The sequence below is a fragment of the Achromobacter spanius genome (assembly GCF_002966795.1).
GTDB lineage: Bacteria > Pseudomonadota > Gammaproteobacteria > Burkholderiales > Burkholderiaceae_B > Achromobacter > Achromobacter spanius_D.
In genome coordinates, this window is sequence record NZ_CP023270.1 from 217,465 (window position 1) to 231,115 (window position 13,651).

General features: G+C 65.5%; 13 protein-coding genes. 11 read left to right on the plus strand and 2 right to left on the minus strand.

Annotated elements, in window-relative coordinates; genetic code table 11:
• The first annotated feature begins 2 nt into the window (after positions 1-2).
• The 3 genes from CLM73_RS01065 to CLM73_RS01075 are packed head-to-tail and all read left to right on the plus strand — an operon-like array spanning position 3 to position 2,570.
• Entirely contained in the window at positions 3-1,040 is a 1,038-nt protein-coding gene (locus tag CLM73_RS01065; protein ID WP_105236949.1) for a COX15/CtaA family protein, read from the plus strand.
• A 13-nt stretch (positions 1,041-1,053) separates the two neighbouring features.
• Positions 1,054-1,947 carry a heme o synthase gene (gene cyoE, locus CLM73_RS01070; RefSeq protein ID WP_063954065.1) on the plus strand — a complete coding sequence of 298 codons (894 nt, stop codon included), beginning with the start codon at positions 1,054-1,056 and terminating at the stop codon, positions 1,945-1,947.
• A 17-nt stretch (positions 1,948-1,964) separates the two neighbouring features.
• Positions 1,965-2,570: an SCO family protein gene (locus CLM73_RS01075; protein ID WP_105236950.1), complete on the plus strand. Its 606-nt coding sequence runs from the start codon at positions 1,965-1,967 to the stop codon at positions 2,568-2,570.
• Positions 2,571-2,594: 24 nt separating this feature from the next.
• Here the strand turns inward: CLM73_RS01075 and CLM73_RS01080 are convergent, their stop codons facing one another.
• Complete coding sequence (locus CLM73_RS01080; RefSeq protein ID WP_105236951.1) at positions 2,595-2,813, minus strand: DUF3717 domain-containing protein; 219 nt, start codon at positions 2,811-2,813, stop codon at positions 2,595-2,597.
• Positions 2,814-2,945: 132 nt separating this feature from the next.
• On the opposite strand from CLM73_RS01080, the gene CLM73_RS01085 reads away from it, so the two are divergent.
• The 6 genes from CLM73_RS01085 (at position 2,946) to CLM73_RS01110 (ending at position 9,855) form a co-directional block, all read left to right on the plus strand.
• The gene (locus tag CLM73_RS01085) at positions 2,946-3,641 is read left to right on the plus strand and encodes a glycine zipper 2TM domain-containing protein (RefSeq protein ID WP_105236952.1); all 696 of its coding nucleotides are present in this window, start codon (positions 2,946-2,948) and stop codon (positions 3,639-3,641) included.
• 44 nt (positions 3,642-3,685) lie between these two features.
• Positions 3,686-4,531: a PhaM family polyhydroxyalkanoate granule multifunctional regulatory protein gene (locus tag CLM73_RS01090; protein ID WP_105236953.1), complete on the plus strand. Its 846-nt coding sequence runs from the start codon at positions 3,686-3,688 to the stop codon at positions 4,529-4,531.
• Positions 4,532-4,600: 69 nt separating this feature from the next.
• Positions 4,601-5,974, plus strand: coding sequence for a bifunctional UDP-N-acetylglucosamine diphosphorylase/glucosamine-1-phosphate N-acetyltransferase GlmU (glmU, locus tag CLM73_RS01095; protein WP_105236954.1), 1,374 nt, complete (start codon positions 4,601-4,603; stop codon positions 5,972-5,974).
• Positions 5,971-7,359 carry an MFS transporter gene (locus CLM73_RS01100; protein WP_234015775.1) on the plus strand — a complete coding sequence of 463 codons (1,389 nt, stop codon included), beginning with the start codon at positions 5,971-5,973 and terminating at the stop codon, positions 7,357-7,359. The genes glmU and CLM73_RS01100 overlap by 4 nt, the downstream gene beginning before the upstream one ends.
• A 118-nt stretch (positions 7,360-7,477) precedes the next feature.
• Positions 7,478-8,800 carry a UDP-glucose dehydrogenase family protein gene (locus CLM73_RS01105; protein WP_056565505.1) on the plus strand — a complete coding sequence of 441 codons (1,323 nt, stop codon included), beginning with the start codon at positions 7,478-7,480 and terminating at the stop codon, positions 8,798-8,800.
• Positions 8,797-9,855: a glycosyltransferase family 4 protein gene (locus CLM73_RS01110; protein WP_105236956.1), complete on the plus strand. Its 1,059-nt coding sequence runs from the start codon at positions 8,797-8,799 to the stop codon at positions 9,853-9,855. Before CLM73_RS01105 ends, CLM73_RS01110 begins: the two co-directional genes overlap by 4 nt.
• A gap of 31 nt (positions 9,856-9,886) precedes the next feature.
• Here the strand turns inward: CLM73_RS01110 and CLM73_RS01115 are convergent, their stop codons facing one another.
• On the minus strand, positions 9,887-10,375 hold the full coding sequence (locus CLM73_RS01115; RefSeq protein ID WP_105236957.1) for an Lrp/AsnC family transcriptional regulator: 489 nt from the start codon (positions 10,373-10,375) through the stop codon (positions 9,887-9,889).
• Positions 10,376-10,525: 150 nt separating this feature from the next.
• Between CLM73_RS01115 and glmS the strand changes: the two genes are divergently transcribed.
• Both glmS and CLM73_RS01125 read left to right on the plus strand, forming a co-directional pair.
• Entirely contained in the window at positions 10,526-12,358 is a 1,833-nt protein-coding gene (gene glmS / locus CLM73_RS01120; protein ID WP_105236958.1) for a glutamine--fructose-6-phosphate transaminase (isomerizing), read from the plus strand.
• Positions 12,359-12,856: 498 nt separating this feature from the next.
• On the plus strand, positions 12,857-13,642 hold the full coding sequence (locus CLM73_RS01125) for a hypothetical protein (RefSeq protein ID WP_105236959.1): 786 nt from the start codon (positions 12,857-12,859) through the stop codon (positions 13,640-13,642).
• The last annotated feature ends 9 nt before the right edge of the window (positions 13,643-13,651 follow it).

A 13,651-nucleotide genomic window follows, 5' to 3' on the forward strand; every position in this document is an offset into this window, starting at 1 on the left:
ATATGGAACGCATCAAAGCGCGTTATCGCAAGCTCGTCTTCTTTACCTGGTTCCTGACGCTGGACCTCATCATGTTCGGCGCCTTCGTGCGCCTGACGGATTCCGGCCTGGGCTGTCCGGACTGGCCCGGCTGCTACGGCAGCGTCACGCCGATCGGCGCGATGGGCGACATCCACGAGGCCTCGCAGGCCATGCCCTTTGGGCCGGTGACGCTGTCCAAGGCCTGGATCGAGATGATCCACCGCTACGTCGGCGCCATCCTGGGCATGCTCATCATCGGCATCGTCTACATGGCGTGGCGCTATCGCCGCGAACTGGGCCGCTCGCCCGCGCTGGCCATCACGACGCTGGTCGCCGTGTGCGTGCAAGGCGCGTTCGGCGCCTGGACCGTGACCCACAAGCTCATGCCTGCTGTCGTGACCGCGCACCTGGTGTTCGGCCTGTCGGTGCTGGCGCTGATGACCTGGCTGTCTTCGCGCGAGCGTCCCCACTTGCCGGTCAGCGCCCAGGCGGCGCGCTGGAAGCCCTGGGTGGCGGTCGGCTTCGGGTTGCTGCTGGTGCAGGTGACGTTGGGCGGCTGGGTCAGCACCAACTACGCGGCGCTGGCCTGCATGGACTTTCCCACCTGCCACGGGCAGTGGGTGCCGGAAATGGACTTCCACGGCGGTTATTCCGTCATCCGGGGCCTGGGCGAGCTGCCTTCCGGCGAAATGATCTCGCAGCCCGCGCTGACGGCGATCCACTGGGTGCATCGCAACTTCGCCTTCGTGGTGTTCGTCTATCTGGGCATCCTGGCGTGGCGCCTGCGCGCGGCCGAGCCCGGTCTGCGCGGTCCGGCCACGCTGATGCTGGCCCTCCTGGCCGCGCAGTTGTTTACGGGGCTGACCACCATCTTCTTCCAGTGGCCGCTCCTGATCGCCGTGCTGCACAATGGGGGCGCCGCAGGCCTGACGCTGGCGGCGGTGGTATTGATGGTGCGGCTGGCGTCGGCCGGCCGCGAGCCGGTGGGGTGGTACGACCCCAATTTGGTGCGCGTTTAAAATGAGGTCCACTATGACCAGTCTTGCCGCTCCTCAATCCGGATTGCTCCGCCAGTACCTCGTCCTCACCAAGCCGCGCGTTACGCAGCTGGCGGTGTTTTGCGCCGTGATCGGCATGTTCCTCGCGGCGCCCGGCATCCCCGACATGCGCCGCGTGCTGTTTGGCACGATCGGCATCTGGCTGCTGGCCGCCGCTGCCTTCGCCATCAACTGCCTGATCGAACAGGAAGTCGACGCCCGCATGCTGCGCACCGCGCGCCGGGCCACGGCGCGCGGCACCATTTCCGCCTTCCAGGTGCTGAGCCTGTCCGGTCTGCTGGGCGGCGCGGGCATGTTCGTGCTGTACCACATGGTCAACCCGCTCACCATGTGGCTGACGTTCGCCACGTTCGTGGGCTACGCCATCATCTACACCATCATCCTCAAGCCGCGCACGCCGCAGAACATCGTGATCGGCGGCCTGTCGGGCGCGATGCCGCCCGCGCTGGGCTGGGCTGCCGTCGCGGACTCGGTGCCGGCCGAAGCCTGGGTGCTGGTGCTCATCATCTTCATCTGGACGCCGCCGCACTTCTGGGCGCTGGCGCTCTATCGCAATCACGATTACGCCAAGGCCGGCCTGCCCATGCTGCCGGTGACGCACGGCAACCAGTTCACCCGCCTGCACATCCTGTTGTATAGCCTGGCGCTGATGGCGACCACGCTGTTGCCCTACGCCATCCGCATGAGCGGCGAACTCTACCTGCTGTCGGCCCTGGTGCTGGGCGGCATGTTCGTGTCGTACGCCTGGCGCCTGTACCGCGCGTACAGCGACGAGCTGGCCCGCAGCATGTTCCGTTTTTCCATTCTCTACCTGGCGCTGCTGTTTGGCGCGTTGCTGGTGGACCACTGGGTCGGCCTGTTGCGCTGATCCCCTGGAGGTTGTTGATGTCCGTGTTTTCCGCCAGCCGCCGGCTGGCCCTGCGACTGGGCGCAGCCGCCGCTGTCGCCGCCGCCCTGGCTGCCTGCGGCGAGAGCAAACCCGTTTTCAAGGGCAGCGACATCAGCGGCACGCAACTGGGCCGCGCCATGGAGCTGCCCGATCACAACGGCAAGATGCGCCAGCTGTCGGACTTTTCCGGCAAGGTCGTGGTCGTGTTCTTCGGTTTCACGCAGTGTCCAGACGTGTGCCCCACGTCGCTGGCCGAACTGACCGAAGTCATGAAAAAGCTGGGTCCGGACGCCGATCGCGTGCAGGTGCTGCTGATTTCGGTGGACCCGGAGCGCGATACGCCCGAGGTGCTCAAGCAGTACGTCACGGCATTCGACTCGCGGTTCCTGGGGCTGACCGGCACGCCCGACCAGGTGAAGAAGGCGGCGGCCTCGTTCAAGGCGTATTACGCCAAAGCGCCCACCAAGGACGGCAACTACACGATGGACCACACGGCCGCGTTCTACTTGCTGGACGGCAAGGGCGAATCGCGCGTGCTGGTCAACAATAACGTCGGGGTGGATGCCCTGACGCATGACATTCAGGCGCTGCTGAAGGGATAACTGCGGGGCTGGGTGCCAGCCTGTTCAGACCTTTGCAGCCGCCCAGGCGGCCAGCGCCGCGCGGGCTTTTTCGCCTAGTTCCGTGGCGGCGATTTCGCGCTGATGGCTAATGATCATCAGCGCGTAGGGGGTGGCCAGCGCGGCTGCCTCGGGGCACAGGCGCGACTCTTCTCCCACCGAGGGCGACGTGTTGCGCCAGTAGTTGATTGCCTGTTCCAGTTGGGTCAGCGTGATCGAATCCATGGGCCTATTGTCCACGAATGCCCCACCCTGTCCACCCTCCATCTGCCCTGCAATGAAGGGTCACCATCGCAACATGCCGAAACCGCGCGCGGGTGCTATACCACTGCCGGTTAGTTACGATGGAGCATCGTCATGAATACTTCCACCCCTTCCGCGTCGCCGCGCCGCGGCCTGCATCCGCTGCTTGCCGCCGCGGCGATCGCCGTCATCGTCATGTGCTCGGTGGGCGTGGCCGCCGTGCTGGGCTGGCTGCCGTCGCCGTCGGCCAATCCGCACGCGGAGGCCGCCGTGGCCGAGGCAGGGCTCGAGGACGCCAACCTGGCGCCCGCGCCGGCTGCTGAACCCGCCACCGCCGCGAACACGGCCGCGAACACCGCGCCGCCGGGCGCGGGCCGGCCCGCAGGCCAGATGCACCAGGCGCAGCAATCGCAACCCGCCCAGCCGTCCCGTCCGGCGGCAGCGCCCGCGCAGCCAGCCTGCGCGACCTGCGGCGTGGTCCAGACCATCCGCCAGGTGCAGGTACCCACCAAGGACGACAGCAATCATCTGGTCGGCACCATCGCCGGCGGCGTCGCTGGCGGCGTGGTGGGTAATCAGTTTGGCGGAGGCAACGGCAAGACGGCGCTGACGGTGCTGGGCGCGGTCGGCGGTGCTTTGGCAGGCCGTGAAGTTGAGCGTAATATCAGACAGCAACAAACAGTGACGCACTATGAGCTCACAGTGCGCATGAATGACGGCAGCACGCGCCAGTTCCGCAGCGCGCAGCCGTTCGCGTTCGCCTCCGGCGACCACGTGCGCGTGGAGAACAATCAACTGCTGCCCGGGTGAGCCCGGCCGCCGGCAGCAAGCACCCGACTATGGAGAGACCTGGAATGAGCGACCAATACAACAACCCGTTCGTCCTGCCCGGCATGGGCCAGAGCTCTGATCTGTCGGGCAATCCGCTGCTGGCCAGCATGGAGATGATGCGCCAGGCGTGGGCCGGGTTGACCGGACCCGGCGGCCTGGCCAGCAGCCTGCCGATGGCGCCGCCGATGAATCTTGAAGACCTGGACCGCCGCATCGCCGAACTCCGCTCGGTGGAAAACTGGCTGCGCATGAATCTCAGCATGCTCTCCAGCACCATCCAGGGCATGGAAGTGCAGCGCTCCACCATCAGCACCTTGCGCGCCTTCGTGGACAGCGCATCGCGCATGGATATGGGCGCAAGCCAGGACGGCGCCGCGCCTTCGCCGCTGGAAGTCGCGCTGGGGTTGAAGCCCGCTGCGAAGGCGGCAGGGTCTGCGCCGTCCAGCAATGCGACCGCTGCCAAGGAAAAGGAAAACGCCGGCACGCAGTCTGGCGCGCAGTCTGGCACCCACCCCGAAGGCGCGGGCGCATCCGCCGGCGCGGGTCCCGAATCGGCCGCCGCCATGAGCGAGCAGATGGGCGCCGCGGCGCAGTCGGCGTCCAAGGCGTGGTGGGACCTGCTGCAACAGCAGTTCAATCAGATCGCCGCCGCCACCGCCGCGTCCATGCCCGCCGGGACACCGGAGGCGCCGGGCGCTGCCAGCGCCGCAAAGACCAAGGCCGAACCCGCGAGTCCCAAGGCGTCGGCCGAGCCGCACGCCACGACCGGAAAGCCGTCCGCCAAACCCGCCGCCGCGCGCAAGCCGGCAGCCACCAAGCGCACGGCCAAGACCGCCAAGAAAACCGGGCCTGCCGACGGCAAGCCCTGAACCCATCCTTCAATCGACACGCGGGTCGCCCGCCAGGCCGCCCGTCCGTCTCTCAACCTACTGGAACTTATGCTTAATGTTGTGATTCTTGCCGCCGGACTGGGTAAACGCATGCAGTCCGACCTTCCCAAAGTGCTCCACACGCTGGCCGGCAAACCCATGCTGTCGCACGTGCTGGACAGTGCGCGCCAACTGAAGCCCGCGCGCATCATCGTGGTGGTCGGCCATGGCGCCGATCGCGTCAAACAGGCGTTCGAAGGCCAGCCCGACCTGCACTTCGTGCTGCAGCAACCGCAACAGGGCACGGGCCACGCGGTGCAACAGGCCGTGCCGCTGCTGCTGGAAGGCGACGGCAAGGATGACGTCACGCTGGTGCTGTACGGCGACGTGCCGCTGGTGCAGCCGGAAACGCTGCAGCGCCTCTTGGACGCACGCGGCCAGGGCGCCGCCGTGCTGACCGAAGTGCTGGCCGACTCCACCGGCTATGGCCGCATTGTGCGCGACGCCAACGGCAACGTGTGCCGCATCGTCGAACACAAGGACGCCTCGGAAGCCGAGCGCGAGATCAAGGAAGTGAACACCGGCATCCTCAGCGCGCCGACCGCCAAGCTGAAGAACTGGCTGACCCGCATCGACAACAACAACGCCCAGGGCGAGTACTACCTGACCGACGTGGTGGGGCTGGCCGTGGTCGACGAAGTGCCCGTGGGCGCGGCCCAGCCGGGCGCTGGCTGGGAAACGCTGGGCGTGAACAGCCGCGTGCAGCAGGCCGAACTGGAGCGCCGCTGGCAGGCCGAGCAGGCCCGCCGCCAGCTCGAAGCCGGCGTCACGCTGGCCGACCCGGCGCGTTTTGACGTGCGGGGCACGCTCACCTGCGGCCGCGATGTGTTCATCGACGTGGGCTGCGTCTTCGAAGGCCAGGTCTCGCTGGCTGACGGCGTGCGCGTGGGCCCGCATTGCGTGCTGCGCGACGTCAGCGTTGGCGCGGGCACGCAGATCGAAGCCTTCAGCCACCTGCAGCAAGCCGAAGTCGGCCGCGATGCGCGCGTGGGTCCCTACGCCCGCCTGCGTCCCGGCGCCGAACTGGGCGACCGCAGCCACGTCGGCAACTTCGTCGAGATCAAGAAGAGCGTGCTGGGCGCGGACAGCAAGGCAAACCACCTTGCCTACATCGGCGACGCGGACATCGGCGCGCGCGTGAACGTGGGCGCGGGCACCATCACCTGCAACTACGACGGCGTCAACAAGCACCGCACCGTCATCGAAGACGACGCCTTCATCGGCTCGGACACGCAGCTCGTCGCGCCCGTGCGCGTCGGCCGCGGCGCCACGCTGGGCGCCGGCACCACCCTCACGCGCGACGCACCGGCCGACAAGCTGACGGTGTCGCGTGCCAAGCAGATCACCGTTGACGGATGGCAGCGCCCGGTAAAGAAGTCGTGACGCAGGAACAGGAGGCGGCCGCGGGAGGCGGGGCCAAGCCCGCGCCGCCCGACGGCCTGCCGGCGCCGCGCCGGTACTGGGCGGCGGCCACCGTGATGACGGGCATCAGCCTGTCGGTGCTGGACACCACCATCGCCAACGTGGCGCTGCCCACGATCGCCAAGGATCTCGACGCCCTGCCCGCGCAGGCGGTCTGGATCGTCAACGCCTACAACCTGGCCGTCGTGATGGCGCTCTTGCCGCTGTCCGCGCTGGCCGAGCGCATCGGCTTTCGCCGCATGTTCACGTTCGGGCTGGTGCTGTTCACGCTGGCCTCGCTGGGCTGCGCGCTGGCCGGCACGCTGTGGCAGTTGACCGCCGCGCGCGTGTTCCAGGGCCTGGGCGCCGCCACGCTCATGTGCATGTTCGGCGGCCTGGTGCGCAACATCTACCCGCTCAAGATGCTGGGGCGGGGCATCAGCATCAACGCCACCACGGTGGCCGTGATGTCGGTGCTTGGCCCCACCATCGGCTCGGCGATCCTGTCCGTGGCGCCGTGGCCGTGGATCTTTGCCGTCAACCTGCCGATCTGCGCGCTTGCCATGTTCGGCCTGCGTCATCTGCCCGAAGTGCCGCGCAACAACGTGAAGTTGGATTGGATCAGCGCGCTGCTGTGCATGGCGACGCTGGGCGTGTTCATCTCCGGCGTGGACATGATGGGCGAGGACCTGTTGCGCGGCATCGGGCTGGTCGCGATTTCGGCGGTGGCGGGTATTGTGCTGGTGCGCCGCGCCAGCCAGCAGACCGCGCCGCTGGTGCCGGTGGACCTGCTTCGCATCCGGCCGCTGGCGTTTGCGGTGGGCGCGTCGGCCTGCACCTTTGCCGCGCAGATGGCGTCCTATGTGTCGCTGCCGTTTTACTTTCAGCAGGTGCTTGGCCGGCCTTATCTGGAAGTGGGCCTGCTGATGGGCGCGTGGCCGGTCGGCACGGCCATCATTGCGCCGCTGGCTGGACGCCTGTCCGACCGCTATTCCGCCGCCACGCTCAGCGGTATCGGGGCGGCCACGATGGTTGCGGGCATGCTGTGGCTGGCGCTCTTGCCGTCCACGGTGTCGAACTGGCCCGTCATCGCCGGCATGTTCGTGGCCGGCGTGGGCTTTGGCTTTTTTCAGACGCCGAACAACCGCGCGCTGCTGTCTGCCGCGCCCCGGCTACGCAGCGGCGCGGCGGGCGGGCTGCAGGCCACGACGCGGGTGTTCGGGCAGAGCTTCGGCACGGCGCTGGTGGCCATCGCCTTCAGCGTCAGCGCGGCCCACGGACCGGGGCTGGCCCTGGTGCTGGGCACGGTGTGCGCGGCGCTGGCCGTGGTGGTCAACACCGTCCGCTTCAACAAGCTGCGGGCCTAGGTGCCGCCACCGCTTGAAACCCGCTCGGACCCCCGGGCGCGGGCCGCTTCTATAATGGCGGCCGGCGCCCGGTTTCACTTTCCGGGCGCAAAGATTACCTATTTGAAGGCGCACAGGCATGAAAATCACGGTCGTGGGTACCGGTTACGTAGGATTGGTGTCGGGAGCGTGCCTGGCCGACATGGGCAACGATGTCATGTGCCTGGACGTGGACGCGGCCAAGATCGCGCTGCTGCGCCAGGGCGGCATCCCCATTTACGAGCCGGGCCTCGAAGACCTGGTGCGCCGCAACGTGCAGGCCGGGCGCCTGCACTTTACCGATGACGTCGCGCAGAGCGTGGCATTCGGCGACGTCCAGTTCATCGCCGTGGGCACCCCGCCCGGCGAAGACGGTTCCGCCGATCTGAAATACGTGCTGGCGGCCGCGCAGAACATCGCGCGCCACATGACCTCGCGCAAGCTGATCGTGGACAAGTCCACGGTGCCCGTCGGCACGGCCGACAAGGTACGCGCCGCGGTCGCCAAGGAACTGGCCGAGCGCGGCGTGGACCTGCCGTTCACGGTGGCGTCCAATCCGGAATTCTTGAAGGAAGGCGCGGCCATCAACGACTTCATGAGTCCGGACCGCGTCATCGTCGGCGCGGACGACGACTACACGATCGGCGTCATGCGCCGCATCTACGAGCCCTTCCAGCGCACGCACGACCGCCTGATGGTGATGGACGTGCGCTCCGCCGAGCTGACCAAGTACGCCGCCAACGCCATGCTGGCCACGCGCATCTCGTTCATGAACGAAATGGCGAACCTGGCCGAAGTGCTGGGCGCCGACGTCGAACAGGTGCGCCGCGGCATCGGCGCGGATCCGCGCATCGGCTACCACTTCCTGTATCCCGGCGCGGGCTACGGCGGCTCGTGCTTTCCGAAGGACGTGCAAGCCCTCGCCAACACCGCGTCCGAACACGGCCTGCCGATGCGTGTCATCGAGGCCGCCGAAGCCGCGAACCACGCGCAGAAGTTCCGCCTTTCTGAAAAGCTGGTCGCGCGCTTTGGCGAAGACCTGAGCGGCCGCAAGATCGCGTTGTGGGGCCTGTCCTTCAAGCCCAACACCGACGACATGCGCGAGGCGCCCAGCCTGACCGTCATCGCCGAACTCACGCGCCGCGGCGCCGAAGTGCGCGCCTACGATCCCGTGGCCATGCACGAAGCCGGCCGCGTGCTGGCCGGCCATCAAGGCGTCAGCTTCGCCACCGATATGTACGACGCGCTGGACGGCGCGGACGCGCTGCTCATCGCCACCGAATGGAAGGTCTTTCGCGCGCCCGACTTTGATCGCGTCAAGGCGCTGCTCAAGACGCCGCTCATCATCGACGGCCGCAATCTGTACACGCCGGCCGACGTGCGCGGCCTGGGCTTCGAGTACTCGGGCATCGGCCGCGCATGAAGATCCTGCAACTGAACTTCGAAAAAGGCTGGCGCGGCGGCGAGCGCCAGACGCTGTACTGCATGCGCGCCTTTCGCAAGGCGGGCCATGACGTCGAAGTGATGTGCCGTGAAGGCGCGCCGCTTGCCGAGCGCGCCCGCCAGGAAGGATTTGTCGCCCACACCGTGCGCAACGTGCCCGGACAGCTTGCGTTTCTGGCCGGCGCCGGCCGCTACGACATCATCCACGCGCAGACCGCCAACACCATCACGTGGGCCGTGCTGACCAAATGGCTGCATCGCCGGCCGGTGGTGTTCTCGCGCCGCACGTCGTTTGTGGTCAAACCGGGCGACGAATGGAAGACCGGCTACAAGTGGCGCCACACGGATCTGTTTGTGGCCATCAGCGAGATGGCCGCGGGCGAGCCGCGCCGCCTGGGCATCGAACCCGTCATCATTCGCAGTGCCGTCGAACCGCATCAGATCAACACCGAGAACGTCGCCAACCTGGTCCGCGAGTTCGACCTTGAGGGCAAGAAGGTCATGGCGACCTCCGCGGCCCTGATCCGCGACAAGGACCCCGTTACGCTGGTGCGCGCCGTTGGCGAACTGGCCAAAACGCGCCGCGACTTCGTCTTCCTGCATTTCGGCGCCGGCGGCGACCGCGAACAGCAGGCCAAGGACGAGGCCCGCAAGCTCGGCATCGAAGATGTCTACCGCTTTGCCGGCTTTAGAAAGGGCGTGGAAGACTTCTACAGCATCCTCGATGTCTTCGTCATGAGCTCCGAGGAAGAAGCGCTGGGCAGCAGCGTGCTGGACGCCTTCCTGCAACGCGTGCCGGTCGTCTCTACTGATGCCGGCGGCCTGAAGGAAAGCCTGGCCGACGGCCGCGGCGTGCTATGCGCCGTGGGCGATCATCAGGCGATGGCAGCTGGCATGGCGCGTTGCCTGGATGACGCGACGTTCCGGCATGAGGTCACCGAACGCGCGTATGAGTACGTGCGCAATGAGCATGACGTGCAGAAGATGGGCAATCGGTATCTGGCGCAGTTTGAGCGGTTGGTGGGGCGCAAGTAAACCACCTCTGCGGCTGTTCTAGAGCCGCGCCTCAACCCCGCACATCGATCCGCGTCTCGAACTTGGCCCGATGCACCGAAAAAAACGTGCGCACATTGCGCACGTTGGCCTGCGCCGTGAACGCCCGGTGCACCAGCGCGTGGTACGCCGGCATGTCCTTCACCTGCGCGATCACCACAAAATCCGGACCCGGCGACACCCGGTAGCACTGCAGCACCGCGCGTTCGGTCAGCATGCTTTGCTCGAACGCGTCCAGGCTTTCGGCGGCCTGCACGTCCAGCGTGATCTCCACGATCGCCGTCAGCGTGCTGCCCAGCTTCTCGGCCGACAGGATCGCCACCTGGCGATCGATCACCCCTTCTTCCACCAATCGCCGCACCCGCCGCAGGCAGGTCGGGGGCGACGCGTGGACCCGCGCGGCCAGATCCTGGTTGGTGAGCGAGCTGTCTTCTTGTAACTGTTCAAGAATGCGCCGGTCCAGATCGTCGAGTTCGGGCAGGGGAATGGGTACGTTTTGCATGATTAATTCAAAACATTGGCTTTGGCGAAAGATAATTTAATCACATTTGTGTAAGGGAATTAATTGCCAAATTGGCGTGCATAAAGAAATCAAATTTCTTTAAGGGGCGCGCACAATGCGTCCGTACTGAACTTATCCGGAGTCACTCCTATGTGCGGCATTGTTGGCGCCGTCGCCCAGCGCGACATCACCCCGATCCTCGTTGAAGGCCTGAAGCGCCTGGAATACCGCGGCTATGACTCCTGCGGCGTCGCCGTCTACGCCGACGGCCATCTGCGCCGCACGCGCAGCACGCAGCGCGTGGCCGAGCTGGCCGACCAGGTTGCGCAGGACAAGGTCCAAGGCTTCACCGGCATCGCCCACACCCGCTGGGCCACGCACGGCGTGCCCGCCACGCACAACGCCCACCCGCACTTCTCGCACCTGGGCAACGACGAGCCGCGCATCGCGCTCGTCCACAACGGCATCATCGAAAACCACGACGAGCTGCGCGCCGAGCTGCAAGCCGTCGGCTACGTCTTCGAAAGCCAGACCGACACCGAAGTCATCGCGCACCTGGTGAACCACCTGTATTCGGGCGACCTCTTCGAAACCGTGCAGAACGCCGTGCGCCGCCTGCATGGCGCGTATGCGATTGCCGTGTTCTGCCGCGACGAACCGCACCGTGTGGTCGGCGCGCGCCAAGGCTCGCCGCTGGTGGTGGGCGTGGGCCAGAACGAAAACTTCCTCGCCTCCGACGCGCTGGCGCTGGCCGGCACGACCGACCAGATCATCTACCTGGAAGACGGCGACGTCGTCGACCTGCAGCTCTCGCGCGTCTGGATCGTCGATGCCGCCGGCAAGAACGTGGACCGCGAAGTGCACACCGTGCACGTGCACACCGGCGCGGCTGAGCTGGGCCCCTACCGCCACTACATGCAGAAGGAAATCTTCGAGCAGCCGCGCGCGGTCGGCGACACCCTGCAGGACATCGAGTCCATCACGCCTGAACTCTTTGGCGACGACGCCTACAAGATCTTCAATGAAGTCGACTCGCTGCTGATCCTGGCCTGCGGCACCAGCTACTACGCCGGCCTGACCGCCAAGTACTGGATCGAGTCCATCGCCAAGATCCCGGTCGCCGTCGAAATCGCCAGCGAATACCGCTACCGCGACAGCGTGCCGAACCCGCGCTCGCTGGTCGTCACGATCTCGCAGTCCGGCGAAACCGCCGACACGCTGGCCGCGCTGAAGCACGCGCGTTCGCTGGGCATGGAAAACACGCTGACCATCTGCAACGTGTCCACCAGCGCCATGGTGCGCGAATGCAAGCTGTCGTACATCACGCGCGCCGGCGTCGAAATCGGCGTGGCCTCGACCAAGGCCTTCACCACCCAGCTCACCGCGCTGTTCCTCTTGACGCTGGCGCTGGCGCAGACGCGCGGCCAGCTCACGGAAGAGCAGGAAGCCGAGCACCTGAAGGCGCTGCGCCACCTGCCGTCCGCCATCGGTTCGGTGCTGGCGCTGGAACCCCAGATCATGGCCTGGGCCGACCGCTTTGCCTCGAAGGAAAATGCCCTGTTCCTGGGCCGCGGCATGCACTACCCGATCGCCCTGGAAGGCGCGCTCAAGCTCAAGGAAATCAGCTACATCCACGCCGAAGCCTACCCGGCCGGCGAACTCAAGCACGGCCCGCTGGCGCTGGTCACCGAGCACATGCCGGTCGTCACCATCGCGCCCAAGGACGAACTGCTGGAAAAGCTGAAGTCCAACATGCAGGAAGTGCGTGCGCGTGGCGGTGAGTTGTATGTCTTTGCTGATGCCGACAGCAAGATCCAGAGCGCCGAAGGCATGCATGTGATCCGCATGCCGGAACACTACGGCAAGCTGTCGCCGATTCTGCACACGGTGCCGCTGCAGTTGCTGTCGTATCACACGGCATGCGCGCGTGGTACGGATGTGGATAAGCCGCGGAACCTGGCGAAGAGCGTGACGGTGGAGTGATGCGGGAGAATCGCAGTTTGGGATGAAAACTGGAAATAAAGTCGGTCGCGCGGAATAAAGTCGGTCGCGACCCTCCACACTTGTACTGGGTTCCACCTGGAACGTCATGCAATTGTCAGTAGTAATGCTAAGGGCCGCATCTGCGGCCCTTAGCGCTTTCTGGTGTCCTTGGATAGTTGAACGAATTGAGCACTGGGTAATCGACACGGATCGATGTTTGGCCAAGTGCTTTGCGACTGAACTCAGAGGGCTGCTCGCCTAGCAAGGTAGCCTTTGCTATCCATATAGCGAATACGATAAGTGAGAAATTCGAATTTCCATTAGTTCTGGTTATAAGTAAACATTCTCCTACCGGTTGGACAAGGCTCTGCATGAGGGGGGGCTCTCGACGAATCCCTTCAATCAGCCCGCAGTTCCAGCCTTATCTTCCAGCAATGTGCTGGGCGGCGATCAGCCTTCGCAGAGTGGTTGCGCCGGAGTTCCTGAAGGAGAATCACGATGAAAATCGGAAAAATGTTCGCTCTGAGCGCCCTCTCGTTCGCTGCTGCCAACGGCGCGGCGATGGCTCATGACGTTGTCTCGTTGAAGTTCAGTGATGGCCGGCCTGATGTCGCTGGCGTAAACGATGTGAATGCGGTGCTCGCGCCCTTGGGTATCCATGTCCAGACCATCGATATCCCCGCGGCCGCAAAGCCCATCCTTGCTCAATCTGAGCAACGTGCGCTCTCCGAAAAGGAGCATGCGCAGCTCATTTCGATGTTCAGCCTGTCTATGCCCCAATTGCTCGAGCAGGTGCAACTTGCTGGACGCAAACCTGCCGTCGCCGGTGGTGGCGTGTTGACCGAAGAGACCGGCTTTGGCCCGTATCCGAAGGTCTATGACATGAAGGCTCTTGATGCCAAAACTCACAAGGCGGTCCTTGAAAAGTATGGGCGCATGCATGTGAACTCCGCCGACGATGGCACTGACATCGACGAGGTGATGACGGTGGTGAACGGCGGTCCCTTCCGCTGGGGCTTCACGCTGAAGGACGGGACAATCGCCCGGTTCCAAGTCGAAAAAGTGGGCCTCAACGATAAGGCCGTTCGCGTGAGCTATCACGGCTTGGGTATGCATGCGGGCATCATGGATGCCAAGCAAGGTTTGATCGTGGCCTACGGCCACGGCCCAAAGGAATTCACCATGCGATACGAGGCAAATGTGCCTCACGCGAATTTGTTGGGAACGAACCCCTGGGTTGACTTCACCGGCGACATGCCCAAAGTTTTGGATCGTGTGAAGTAACACTCCATA

Excerpts from the sequence above, each read along its gene's own strand:
- CLM73_RS01065 (WP_105236949.1), top strand. The coding sequence starts at position 3 with ATGGAACGCATCAAAGCGCGTTATCGCAAGCTCGTCTTCTTTACCTGG.
- cyoE (WP_063954065.1), top strand. The coding sequence starts at position 1,054 with ATGACCAGTCTTGCCGCTCCTCAATCCGGATTGCTCCGCCAGTACCTC.
- CLM73_RS01075 (WP_105236950.1), top strand. The coding sequence starts at position 1,965 with ATGTCCGTGTTTTCCGCCAGCCGCCGGCTGGCCCTGCGACTGGGCGCA.
- CLM73_RS01080 (WP_105236951.1), bottom strand. The coding sequence starts at position 2,813 with ATGGATTCGATCACGCTGACCCAACTGGAACAGGCAATCAACTACTGG.
- CLM73_RS01085 (WP_105236952.1), top strand. The coding sequence starts at position 2,946 with ATGAATACTTCCACCCCTTCCGCGTCGCCGCGCCGCGGCCTGCATCCG.
- CLM73_RS01090 (WP_105236953.1), top strand. The coding sequence starts at position 3,686 with ATGAGCGACCAATACAACAACCCGTTCGTCCTGCCCGGCATGGGCCAG.
- glmU (WP_105236954.1), top strand. The coding sequence starts at position 4,601 with ATGCTTAATGTTGTGATTCTTGCCGCCGGACTGGGTAAACGCATGCAG.
- CLM73_RS01105 (WP_056565505.1), top strand. The coding sequence starts at position 7,478 with ATGAAAATCACGGTCGTGGGTACCGGTTACGTAGGATTGGTGTCGGGA.
- CLM73_RS01110 (WP_105236956.1), top strand. The coding sequence starts at position 8,797 with ATGAAGATCCTGCAACTGAACTTCGAAAAAGGCTGGCGCGGCGGCGAG.
- CLM73_RS01115 (WP_105236957.1), bottom strand. The coding sequence starts at position 10,375 with ATGCAAAACGTACCCATTCCCCTGCCCGAACTCGACGATCTGGACCGG.
- glmS (WP_105236958.1), top strand. The coding sequence starts at position 10,526 with ATGTGCGGCATTGTTGGCGCCGTCGCCCAGCGCGACATCACCCCGATC.
- CLM73_RS01125 (WP_105236959.1), top strand. The coding sequence starts at position 12,857 with ATGAAAATCGGAAAAATGTTCGCTCTGAGCGCCCTCTCGTTCGCTGCT.